This is a genomic window from Streptomyces pathocidini (genome assembly GCF_001418495.1).
In the GTDB taxonomy this organism is placed as follows: Bacteria; Actinomycetota; Actinomycetes; order Streptomycetales; family Streptomycetaceae; genus Streptomyces; species Streptomyces pathocidini.
In genome coordinates, this window is sequence record NZ_LIQY01000414.1 from 1 (window position 1) to 12,023 (window position 12,023).

The 12,023-nt window shown below is 71.3% G+C and carries 7 protein-coding genes; 6 read left to right on the plus strand and 1 reads right to left on the minus strand.

What is annotated here, in order from left to right:
• Positions 1-404: 404 nt before the first annotated feature.
• Positions 405-1,481, minus strand: coding sequence for an aldo/keto reductase (locus tag AOK16_RS19120; protein ID WP_079101548.1), 1,077 nt, complete (start codon positions 1,479-1,481; stop codon positions 405-407).
• Positions 1,482-1,558: 77 nt separating this feature from the next.
• Between AOK16_RS19120 and AOK16_RS19125 the strand changes: the two genes are divergently transcribed.
• From AOK16_RS19125 to serA, 6 genes are all read left to right on the plus strand, one after another.
• Entirely contained in the window at positions 1,559-2,488 is a 930-nt protein-coding gene (locus AOK16_RS19125) for a 2-hydroxyacid dehydrogenase (RefSeq protein WP_055473436.1), read from the plus strand.
• 327 nt (positions 2,489-2,815) lie between these two features.
• Positions 2,816-5,998, plus strand: coding sequence for a putative bifunctional diguanylate cyclase/phosphodiesterase (locus tag AOK16_RS19130; RefSeq protein WP_055473441.1), 3,183 nt, complete (start codon positions 2,816-2,818; stop codon positions 5,996-5,998).
• Positions 5,999-6,209: 211 nt separating this feature from the next.
• Positions 6,210-8,093, plus strand: a complete 1,884-nt coding sequence (locus AOK16_RS19135; protein ID WP_205627732.1) for an acetolactate synthase large subunit — start codon at positions 6,210-6,212, stop codon at positions 8,091-8,093.
• Between the two features lie 36 nt (positions 8,094-8,129).
• Positions 8,130-8,654, plus strand: coding sequence for an acetolactate synthase small subunit (gene ilvN / locus AOK16_RS19140; protein WP_055473438.1), 525 nt, complete (start codon positions 8,130-8,132; stop codon positions 8,652-8,654).
• A gap of 147 nt (positions 8,655-8,801) precedes the next feature.
• Entirely contained in the window at positions 8,802-9,800 is a 999-nt protein-coding gene (gene ilvC, locus AOK16_RS19145) for a ketol-acid reductoisomerase (protein ID WP_055473439.1), read from the plus strand.
• A gap of 234 nt (positions 9,801-10,034) precedes the next feature.
• Complete coding sequence (gene serA, locus AOK16_RS19150) at positions 10,035-11,627, plus strand: phosphoglycerate dehydrogenase (protein ID WP_055473440.1); 1,593 nt, start codon at positions 10,035-10,037, stop codon at positions 11,625-11,627.
• The last annotated feature ends 396 nt before the right edge of the window (positions 11,628-12,023 follow it).

Below are 12,023 nucleotides of genomic sequence, written 5' to 3' on the forward strand. Positions count from 1 at the left end.
GGTGGGGCGGACGGGGGCGGCGACGGCGGGGACGCGGAGACTGACCCCGCGGAGGAGGTGCCGGGGGAACGCCCGGCCGGGCCCGCGTCCTCATCTCCGGACGAACAGCCCGTGCCCAGCAGCAGCACGGTGGCTGCAGCGGCAACAACCCGGGGAACAACAAGACGTCGCACGGTCATCGGTCCTCTCGCTCGCGGTTCTGGCGGCCTCACACCGTTACTACACCGCCGGGAAGCCGGAGGTTCCCGATCGCCCGACGACTCGGCCGGACGCCTCGCCCCACACGACTGACGCCTCGACTCCCACGCCTCGGCCGGACGCCTCAGCCCTCACGAGTCGTCCGACGCCTCAACCCCCGCAAGCCTTCCGACGCCCGAGTCCCACGACCCGGCCGGCCGAACCCATCAGTCCCAAGAGTCGCGCGCGGTCGGCAGCGCGGCTATCTCCGCGAGATCGCCCGCGCTGAGCTCGACGCCCCCCGCCCCCGCGTTCTCCACCGCCCAGCGCTCCTTCTTCGTGCCCGGCACCGCGACCACATGCCGCCCCTGCGCCAGCACCCACGCCAGCGCCACCTGCGCAGGCGTCGCCCCGTGTTGCTCGCCCACCCGCCGCAGCCCGGCCACGATCGGCTGGTTCGCCGCCATGATCTCCGCCGTGAACCGCGGGTGCCGGGCCCGCGCGTCCTCCGGCTCGAAGCCCTGGCCCGGCGGCAGCGTGCCGGTCAGGAAGCCGCTGCCCAGCGGCATCGCCGCGAGAAAGCCGATGCCCCGCGACGCACACCACGGAACCAGCGACTCCAGCGCCTCCGGCGACCACACCGACAGTTCGGCCTGCACGGCGCTCACCGGAAAGACCTGCTGCACCCGCGCCAACTGCCGTATCGCCGCGTCGTACCCACCAGCCCGCGCCCGGGTCCGCGCGCCGGCGGACGCCTCCGCTCGCACCCCCGCCCGCGCTCCGGCCCGAGCTCCGGCACGCGCTCCGCCCACGGCCCGCCGCGGCGCCTGGGTGCCGACCGCGCACAGCCCCAACGCCCGTACCTTTCCCGCCGCGACGAGCTCCGCCATCGCGCCCCACGTCTCCTCGACCGGCACTTCCGGGTCGGCGCGGTGCAGCTGGTAGAGGTCGATCACATCCGTCTGCAGCCGCCGCAGCGAGGCGTCGCAGGCCCGTTTCACATACGAGGGGCGGCCGTTGGCGACGATGTGCTGCTCGCCCACCAGAAGCCCGCACTTGGTGGACACGAAGGCGTCCGAGCGCCGCTCCCTGAGCGCCCGGCCGATCAGCAGCTCGTTGGTGAACGGCCCGTACATGTCAGCCGTGTCGAGCAGGGAGACCCCGTGGTCCAGGGCCGCGTGCACGGCCCGGAGGGAGGCCTCACCGCTCTGCTGGGACGCGGTGTACGCCCAGTTCATCGGCATGCACCCGAGGCCTATCGCGCCGACCGAGAGTGCCCCCGCGCCGACTGTCCTGCGCTCCACCTCGTATTGCACCCCTCCCTGTTCGAACCCCCAAACTAGCCTCTGCCACCGGCGCGTCTTCGCATAGCCTCTCGACCATGAGTGCTGACGTATGGCTGCCCGTTCCGCCCGCCGAGATCGAGGGACTCCCCGAGGAGTTCGACTACCACTTCTGGGCAGGCGCCCCGGACTTCCCCGCAGATCCCGCCCGCTGCGTCTTCTACGGCGTTCCCTACATGAAGGGCCCGGAGATCGCGGTCCGGCCACTGCCGGAGATGACGGCCCTGCGCGTGGTCCAGACCCTCACCGCGGGCATCGACCACGTGCTTCCCGCACTGCCCTCCGGCGCCCAACTGTGCAACGCCCGCGGGGTGCACGAGGCGAGCACCGCCGAACTGGCGCTCACCCTCACCCTCGCCTCGCTCCGCGGTATCCCGAGCTTCGTACGCGGCCAGGACGCCGAGGACTGGCGGCAGGGCTTTCACCCGGCCCTCGCGGACAAGTCCGTGCTGATCGTCGGGTACGGCTCCATCGGCAGCGCCATCGAGGACCGGCTCGTGCCCTTCGAGTGCGCCCGGATCACGCGCGTCGCACGCTCCGCGCGCGCCACAACGCGCGGTCCCGTGCACCCGATCTCCGAACTCCCCGCGCTGCTCCCGGACGCAGACGTCGTGATCCTCTCCACCCCGCTCACCGACGAGACCCGGGGCCTGGCCGGGGCCGGCTTCCTCGCCCGGATGAAGGACGGGGCGCTGCTGGTGAACGTCGCCCGCGGCGGGGTCGTCGACACCAAGTCGCTGCTCGCCGAGCTGGAGTCCGGCCGCCTGACGGCCGCGCTGGACGTCACGGACCCCGAACCGCTGCCCGCGGGGCACCCGTTGTGGCACGCTCCCGGCGTGCTGATCACTCCGCACGTGGGCGGCCCGACCTCCGCGTTCCTGCCGCGCGCCACCCGGCTGCTGCGCGAGCAACTGGTCCGGTTCGCCGCCGGGGACCCGCTCGCCAATGTGGTCGCCACGAAGGACTGAATCCGGTCTCGGAGTCGTTCCCGTGCACATTTGAGGACGCTCCGAGTACGTTCGGTTGCGTTCAGGTCCCGTAATTTCGCAGCTAGTTACGCTGTGTAGAGAAGGTATGTCCCTGAGTGACGGCTCTGGTGTATCGTCCCGACGGGGGCTGTCCCGCGCACAGCGCGGCGGCCGCAGCGACGGGACCGGAACTCGAGGGGGGCGACGGGCGATGTACAGCCAATGGACGAACATCCCGACGCGGGGAGGCCGCGGCTGCCGACGGCGACTCTCGTACGCATTCCCGCGCAGACGGAAACGCAGGACCGCGCCGCCCAGGGCGGTCCGGTGAGTGCGCCGGGAACGGTGATCTCCCGGCGGCTGTTCCCCGGCGGCGGGGCCGGATTGTTCCCTCGGCTCGTCGTTGCGCTCATCTGCGGGGGATACGCCATCGGGGCCGCACTGGGCTGGGGTTCGCCCTGGCTGGCCCTGGTCATGGGCGACTTCGGACTCGGCGGCGCGGCCCTGGCGGCGGCGGTCTCCTGCTTCTGGTACGCGCGCAACAGCTCCAGCCGTTTCCGCCCGGCCTGGCTGCTCTTCGCCGTCTCCTCGGCCATGGCCGGGTTCGGCAACGTTGTCTGGGGCTGGTACGAGGTCGTGCTGCGGCAGCCCGTGCCCAGCCCCTCGCCGGCCGACTTCTGCTTCCTGCTCTTCGCGCCGCCCGCCATCGTCGGGCTGCTCGTGCTGGCCAAGCGCCCGGTCACCAGGGCGGGTTGGATCTGCCTCGCACTCGACGCCTGGCTCATCGGCGGCTCGCTGCTGACCATCTCCTGGAGCCTGGCGCTGGCCCACACCGCGCAGTGGAACGGCGAGTCGGTGGCCCAGGCCGCACTCTCCCTCGCCTATCCGCTGCTCGACATCGTGCTGGTCAGCATGGTTCTGGCGCTGCACTTCCGCCGCTCCTCGGCCAACCGCTCCGCCGTCAACACGGCCATCGCCGCGCTCGCTCTGACCGTGCTTTGCGACGCCCTGTTCACCTCGCCGCTGCTGCGCGAGCACTACCGCTCGGGCCAGCTTCTGGACGCCGGCTGGTTCGCCGGCTCGATGCTGCTGGCGTACGCGCCCTGGGTCGGCCGCCGCGACACCGACGGCTGGGACCGGGCCGCGGCGGCCGCGAAGTACCGCAGGGGGCAGCAGAGCGGCCGCCCGATCGCCGGGTCGCTGGCAGCCCTCACCCCGTATCTGGCCGCCGCCGTGTGCACGTTGGGGATCCTCTACAACGTCGTCGACGGCAGGGTCCCGGACCGGGTGGTGGTCTTCACGGCCTGCACGGTCGTCCTCGCCCTGGTCGTACGGCAGGGCATCATGCTGCTCGACAACATCAGCCTCACCCAGGAACTGGCCCAGAAGGAGAACCACTTCCGCTCCCTGGTGCAGGGTTCCAGCGATGTCATCATGATCGCCGCACCCAGCGGCGTCCTGCGCTACGTCAGCCCCGCGGCGGCCGGGGTCTACGGCATCGACCCCGAGGAGCTCGTCGGCAGCGAACTCGCCTCGCTCATCCACCCCGACGACCTGGGCGCGGTGGTGCACGAACTGCGGCGGTTCCTCGCCACGCCGCCCGACGAGGAGTCCACGACCCGTATCGAGTGCCGCTTCCGGGCGGGCCGCGGCAAGGCGAGCGGCAGCAGAACGGGCGGCGGCAGAGCGGGCGGAGGCAGGGCAGGCGACGGCAGAGCGGGCGGGGGAGCGGCGGCCCGCGAGTGGCTCAACGTCGAGTCCACCGTCAACCGGCACCACGGCGGCCTCATCCTCAACAGCCGCGACGTGACCGAACGGGTCCGCCTCCAAGAGCAGTTGCAGCACAACGCCGAGCACGACCCGCTCACCGACCTGCCCAACCGCGCCCTGTTCACCGAGCGCGTCCGGCAGGCCCTCAGCGGCCGCCGCACCACCGACGCGGGCACCGCCGTGCTCTTCATCGACCTCGACGGGTTCAAGGCGGTGAACGACACCATCGGGCACCAGGCGGGCGACGAACTGCTGATCCACGCCGCCCGCCGCCTCCAGGAGTCCGTACGGGCCGGGGACACCGCGGCGCGGCTCGGCGGCGACGAGTTCGCGGCCCTCATCCTCGGCGACGGATCCGGCGAGTCCGCCGAACGCGACAACCGCATCCACGAGATCGCCGACCGGCTGCGCGAGCGCCTCTCCAAGCCGTACCGGATCTCCGGCACGGATGTGCGCGTGGCCGCCAGCATCGGCGTCGCCTTCGCCGAGTCGGGAATCACCCCCACCGAGCTCATGCGCAACGCCGACCTGGCCATGTATCGCGCCAAGGCCGCCGGCAAGGGCCGGGTCGAGCTGTACGCGCCGCGGATGCAGGCCGAGGCGGTCCAGCGGGCCTCCCTGGACACCAGGGTCAAGGACGCCTTGGACGAAGGCGAGTTCGCGCTGCTCCACCAGCCCGTGGTCGACCTCGGCAGCGGGCGGATCGCCGCGGTCGCCGCCCAGGCCCGCTGGCGCTCCCAGCAGGGGATCCTCTTCACCCCCGCCGAGTTCCTGCGCCTGGGGAACCCGAGTGACATCCCGGGCCAGAGTGGCGGGAGTGACGCGGGAGGGCCGCAGGACCGGGACCCGGCCACCGGCACTCTGCCGGTCGCTCACAACGGCTCCGGCGGCAACGGCTCCGGCAGCCCCCACCACAAGGACCCGAGCGGCCACACCGGCCCGCGCACCGCCGAACTCGGCCGCTGGCTGCTGGAGGAAGCGGTCGCCCAGGCCGCCGAGCGCCACCAGGTCGGCCACACCGCCCCCGTCGCCGTACGCCTCTCGCCCCGGCGCCTGATGGGCCGCGGGATGGGGTGCCGCAGCGTCGAGGCCCTGCTGACCCGCCATGGCCTGCCCTCCGGGGGGCTCGTGCTCGAACTCGCCGACAGCGATCCACGGATCCCCCTCGGCGAGTTGGAGCGCCGGCTCGTCGCCCTGCGCCGCCTCGGCGTACGCATCGCGCTCGACGGCTTCGGCAGCGGCGGCGCCTCCTTCGGCGCTCTGCGCAGGCTCCCCGTGGACGTGCTCAAGCTCGACCGCACGCTGGTCGAGGGCGTGGTCGAGTCCGCGCGGCTGCACAAGATCACGGCCGGGCTGCTGCGCATCGCGGGCGACCTCGGCGTCCACTCGGTCGCCGACGGCGTCGACCTGCCGGAACAGGTCGACGCGCTGCGGGCCATGGGCTGCACCCACGGACAGGGCATGGCCTTCTCCGGCCCGCTGGACGAGCACCGGCTGCGCCGCGCGCTCGGCGTGGGGGAGTACCCGGTGCCGGCCCCGGCGGATGCCATGGGCTCGAGCGGCGCCGCGTACCCGAACGCCACCTCCGGCCCTCCGGAGGACGACCACGGTGCTGCGCGCAAAGCCGTGCTGGCCAGCAGAGGGTCCCTGCCGCCCAGGCTGTGCGGGGCCGCCGCCCCGGAGTCGCTGGGGCACCCTCCGACCTGCCCGAATAATGAGACGCCCGTTCCACCAACTTGACACTCACGGGCCGCCGGAGAGAGGGTCAGGCCATGCGCTCTCGAATCCTCGTACTTGGAAAGCGCGTCGGCTGAAGCAGGGCCCACGAAACCCTGCGGACCACACCGGCGCGCTCCCCTCGCTTGCCTCACGGCACGAGGGGTTTTTTGTTGCACTGGTACTCCTCCCGTTCTTCGCAGATACATCCAAAACCCTCATCTTCGAGAAGAGAATGCCGATGACCGAGCAGGCCACCGGGGCCCATCATCCGCAGCCGCGGGCCCGTAACGGCGGGCAGCCGCCCGCCATCACCGAGCACGTCACGGGCGCGCAGTCCCTCATCCGCTCTCTCGAGGAAGTCGGCGCCGACACCGTGTTCGGCATTCCGGGCGGCGCCATCCTCCCCGCGTACGACCCCCTGATGGACTCCTCGAAGGTCCGCCACGTCCTGGTCCGCCACGAGCAGGGCGCGGGCCACGCGGCCACCGGCTACGCCCAGGCGACCGGCAAGGTCGGCGTCTGCATGGCCACTTCGGGCCCCGGCGCGACCAACCTGGTCACCCCGATCGCCGACGCGCACATGGACTCCGTCCCGGTGGTCGCGATCACCGGCCAGGTGGCCTCCAAGGCGATCGGCACCGACGCCTTCCAGGAGGCGGACATCTGCGGCATCACCATGCCGATCACCAAGCACAACTTCCTGGTCACCGACCCCGCCGAGATCCCCAAGACCATCGCCGAGGCGTTCCACATCGCCTCCAGCGGCCGCCCCGGCCCGGTCCTGGTGGACATCGCCAAGGACGCGCTCCAGGCGCAGACCACGTTCGTCTGGCCGCCGCAGACCGACCTGCCCGGCTACCGCCCGGTCACCAAGCCGCATGCCAAGCAGATCCGCGAGGCCGCTCGGCTGATGGCCGAGGCCAAGCGCCCGGTGCTGTACGTCGGCGGCGGGGTCCTCAAGGCGGGTGCCACCGGCGAGTTGAGGGTGCTCGCAGAACAGACCGGCGCCCCGGTCACCACCACGCTGATGGCGCTGGGCGCCTTCCCCGACAGTCACCCGCAGCACCTGGGCATGCCCGGCATGCACGGCTCGGTTGCGGCCGTCACGGCGCTGCAGAAGGCCGACCTGATCGTGGCGCTCGGCGCCCGCTTCGACGACCGCGTCACCGGCAAGCTGGACTCCTTCGCCCCCTTCGCTAAGATCGTCCACGCGGACATCGACCCCGCGGAGATCGGCAAGAACCGCGCCGCCGACGTGCCGATCGTCGGTGACGCCCGGGAGGTCATCGCCGACCTGGTCGTCGCCGTCCAAGCCGAGCAGGGCGAGGGCCGCACCGGCGACTACACCGAGTGGTGGGAGAGCCTCAACCGCTGGCGCGACACCTACCCGCTGGGCTACGACCAGCCCGAGGACGGCAGCCTCTCCCCCCAGCAGGTCATCCAGCGGATCGGCCGGCTCGCCCCCGAGGGCACCATCTACGCCGCGGGTGTCGGCCAGCACCAGATGTGGGCGGCGCACTTCATCGACTACGAACAGCCCGCAACCTGGCTCAACTCCGGCGGCGCCGGAACCATGGGCTACGCGGTCCCGGCCGCGATGGGCGCCAAGGCCGGGCAGCCGGACCGCACGGTCTGGGCGATCGACGGCGACGGCTGCTTCCAGATGACCAACCAGGAGCTGGTCACCTGCGCGCTCAACAACATCCCGATCAAGGTCGCGATCATCAACAACGGCGCGCTGGGCATGGTCCGCCAGTGGCAGACGCTGTTCTACAACCAGCGCTACTCCAACACCGTGCTGCGCTCCGGCCCGGACGGGCAGGGCATCGGCTCCGCCGAGGGACAGGCCAAGGAGCCCGGCGCCGGCACGCGCGTCCCCGACTTCGTCAAGCTGTCCGAGGCCATGGGCTGCGTCGCGCTGCGCTGCGAGGACCCGGCCGAGCTGGACAAGGTCATCGCCGAGGCGAACGCCATCAACGACCGCCCCGTCGTGGTGGATTTCATCGTGCACGAGGACGCCATGGTGTGGCCGATGGTCGCCGCCGGCACCTCCAACGACGAGGTCATGGCAGCGCGTGGCGTCCGCCCCGACTTCGGCGACACCGAGGAAGACTGAGCCCGGGACCGAGAGAAGAGAGAGATCGAGCAGCCCATGTCCAAGCACACGCTCTCCGTCCTGGTGGAGAACAAGCCCGGTGTCCTGGCCCGGATCACCGCGCTGTTCTCCCGCCGCGGCTTCAACATCGACTCCCTTGCCGTCGGCACCACCGAGCACCCCGACATCTCCCGCATCACGATCGTCGTGAACGTCGAGTCGCTGCCCCTGGAGCAGGTCACCAAGCAGCTCAACAAGCTCGTCAACGTCCTGAAGATCGTCGAATTGGAGCCGGGCGCCGCCATTCACCGGGAACTCGTCCTGGTGAAGGTGCGGGCCGACAACGAGACCCGCTCGCAGGTGGTCGAGATCGTCCAGCTCTTCCGCGCCAAGACCGTCGACGTCTCCCCGGAGGCCGTCACCATCGAGGCCACCGGCAGCAACGGCAAGCTGGAGGCGATGCTCAAGATGCTCGAGCCCTACGGCATCAAGGAACTGGTCCAGTCGGGCACCATCGCCATAGGGCGCGGTGCCCGCTCCATCACCGACCGGTCGCTCCGCGCGCTCGACCGGTCGGCCTGAAGCCGAGGCGGATGCCGGTGGCCCGTCCACCGGCATCCGCATGACGAGACCGCAGATCACACCCCGCCGGACCGGCATACGGTGGGAAGTACCACCGCGGACCCCCGCAACGGCAGACGCAACGGCAGAAACAAGGAGATACCCGAAGTGGCCGAGCTCTTTTACGACGACGACGCCGATCTGTCCATCATCCAGGGCCGCAAGGTCGCGGTCCTCGGCTACGGCAGCCAGGGCCACGCCCATGCGCTGTCGCTGCGCGACTCGGGCGTCGACGTGCGCGTCGGCCTGCCCGAGGGTTCCAAGTCCCGTGCGAAGGCCGAGGAGCAGGGCCTGCGCGTGACCACCCCGGCGGAGGCCGCCGCCGAGGCCGACGTGATCATGATCCTGGTCCCGGACCCGATCCAGGGCAAGGTCTACGAGGAGTCCGTCAAGGGCAACCTGAAGGACGGCGATGCGCTGTTCTTCGGCCACGGCTTCAACATCCGCTTCGGCTTCATCAAGCCCCCGGCCGGCGTGGACGTCTGCATGGTCGCCCCGAAGGGCCCCGGCCACCTCGTCCGCCGCCAGTACGAGGAGGGCCGCGGTGTGCCGTGTATCGCGGCCGTCGAGCAGGACGCGACCGGCAACGCCTTCGCGCTCGCGCTCTCGTACGCCAAGGGCATCGGCGGCACCCGCGCCGGCGTCATCAAGACCACCTTCACCGAGGAGACCGAGACCGACCTCTTCGGCGAGCAGGCCGTGCTGTGCGGCGGCACGGCCGCGCTGGTCAAGGCGGGCTTCGAGACTCTGGTTGAGGCTGGATACCAGCCGGAGATCGCGTACTTCGAGTGCCTCCACGAGCTCAAGCTGATCGTGGACCTCATGTACGAGGGCGGCCTGGAGAAGATGCGCTGGTCGATCTCGGAGACCGCCGAGTGGGGCGACTACGTCACCGGCCCGCGGATCATCACCGACCAGACCAAGGCGGAGATGAAGAAGGTCCTCGCCGAGATCCAGGACGGCACCTTCGCCCGCCAGTGGATGGACGAGTACCACGCGGGTCTGCCGAAGTACAACGAGTACAAGAAGGCCGACTCCGACCACAAGCTGGAGACCACCGGCAAGGAGCTGCGCAAGCTCATGAGCTGGGTCGACGAAGAGGCCTGAGCAGGCCTGGGGCACGGGGCCGCGGCATCGTCGCGGCCCCGTTGTCCACCGCGGCCGGCCACGACCGGGTGATCCTTCTGCGGAGGCGCGAGACGCGCCCGCGTCCGTCGATACACTGCATGGCACAAGCGCGTCAGGCTCACAGCGTCGTGCGTCTTCCACGCGGCTGCCCCCTTCACGCCTGCGGCCGTCGGGACGGCCGTCCGCCAAGGACAAGTGAGGACTGAGGACCACGTGAGCCCGAAACCTGTCGTACTCATCGCCGAAGAGCTGTCGCCCGCCACCGTCGACGCGCTGGGCCCGGACTTCGAGATCCGGCACTGCAACGGAGCCGACCGAGCCGCGCTCCTCCCGGCCATCGCCGACGTCGATGCGATCCTCGTGCGCAGCGCCACCCAGGTCGACGCCGAGGCGATCGCCGCCGCCAAGAAGCTGAAGGTCGTCGCCCGCGCCGGAGTCGGGCTCGACAACGTCGACGTACCGGCCGCCACCAAGGCCGGCGTGATGGTCGTGAACGCCCCGACCTCCAACATCGTCACCGCCGCCGAGCTCGCCTGCGGCCTGCTCGTCGCCACCGCCCGCAACATTCCGCAGGCCAACGCGGCGCTGAAGAACGGCGAATGGAAGCGCAGCAAGTACACCGGCGTCGAGCTGGCCGAGAAGACGCTCGGCGTCGTCGGCCTCGGGCGGATCGGCGTGCTGGTCGCCCAGCGGATGTCCGCCTTCGGCATGAAGATCGTCGCGTACGACCCCTACGTCCAGCCCGCGCGGGCCGCGCAGATGGGCGTCAAGCTGCTCTCCCTGGACGAGCTGCTCGAGGTCTCCGACTTCGTCACCGTCCACCTCCCCAGGACCCCCGAGACGATTGGCCTGATCGGCGACGAGGCGCTGCGCCGGGTCAAGCCCGAGGTGCGGATCGTCAACGCCGCGCGCGGCGGCATCGTGGACGAGGCGGCGCTCGCCGCCGCCCTGAAGGAGGGCCGGGTCGCGGGTGCGGGCCTGGACGTGTTCGCCAAGGAGCCGTGCACGGACTCCCCGCTCTTCGAGTTCGACAACGTGGTCGCGACCCCGCACCTGGGCGCCTCGACCGGCGAGGCGCAGGAGAAGGCGGGCATCGCGGTCGCCAAGTCCGTACGCCTCGCGCTCGCGGGCGAGTTGGTGCCGGACGCGGTGAACGTGCAGGGCGGCGTCATCGCCGAGGACGTCAAGCCGGGGCTGCCGCTCGCCGAGAAGCTCGGCCGGATCTTCACCGCGCTCGCAGGCGAGGTCGCGGTCCGCCTCGACGTCGAGGTCTACGGCGAGATCACCCAGCACGACGTCAAGGTGCTCGAACTGTCCGCGCTCAAGGGCGTGTTCGAGGATGTCGTGGACGACACGGTGTCCTACGTGAACGCCCCGCTGTTCGCGCAGGAGCGCGGCGTGGAGGTTCGGCTGACCACCAGCTCGGAGTCGCCCGACCACCGCAACGTGGTGACCGTGCGCGGCACGCTCGCCGACGGCGAGGAGGTCGCGGTCTCCGGCACGCTGGCGGGGCCGAAGCACCTCCAGAAGATCGTGGCCGTGGGCGAGCACGACGTCGACCTGGCCATGGCCGACCACCTGGTCTTCCTGCGGTACGCCGACCGCCCCGGCGTGGTCGGCACCGTCGGCCGGATCCTCGGCGAGGCGGGGCTCAACATCGCGGGCATGCAGGTCTCCCGCGCCGCGCAGGGCGGCGAGGCGCTGGTCGTACTGACGGTGGACGACGTCGTTCCGGCGGCCGTCCTCGCCGAGATCGCCGCCGAGATCGGCGCGGTCTCGGCCCGCACGGTCAACCTGCAGCACTGAGGCGGCGGTTCGCCGCCGGCCGTACAACTCGTACGCACCCGGGCCCGGTTTCCCGCTTCGGCGGGGGCCGGGCCCCGCGCGTTCAGACCGCGCACAGACCAGCAGCCCTGCCCACAGCCCTGCCGGGAGCAGCCCCACACGCAACCTTGCCCGTAACCCCGCCGGTGGCAGCTCCGCGCACAAGCCTGTCCACAACCCGGCCAGCGACAGCCCTGCCCACAACCCTGCCAGGAGCAACCCCGCGCACACCCCTCCCAGCGGCAGTCCCGCGCACAAGCCGGCCAGGAGCAACTCCGCGCACAACCCCGCCAGCAGCAGCCGCGCGCACAAGTCTGCGCACAACCTCGCCGGCGGGGGTACGGGCGAGGCTTCGCGTGGGGCTGCCGCCGGCGAGGT

Coding starts and splice junctions, on each gene's coding strand:
- AOK16_RS19125 (WP_055473436.1), top strand. CDS start 1,559: ATGAGTGCTGACGTATGGCTGCCCGTTCCGCCCGCCGAGATCGAGGGA.
- AOK16_RS19135 (WP_205627732.1), top strand. CDS start 6,210: ATGCCGATGACCGAGCAGGCCACCGGGGCCCATCATCCGCAGCCGCGG.
- ilvN (WP_055473438.1), top strand. CDS start 8,130: ATGTCCAAGCACACGCTCTCCGTCCTGGTGGAGAACAAGCCCGGTGTC.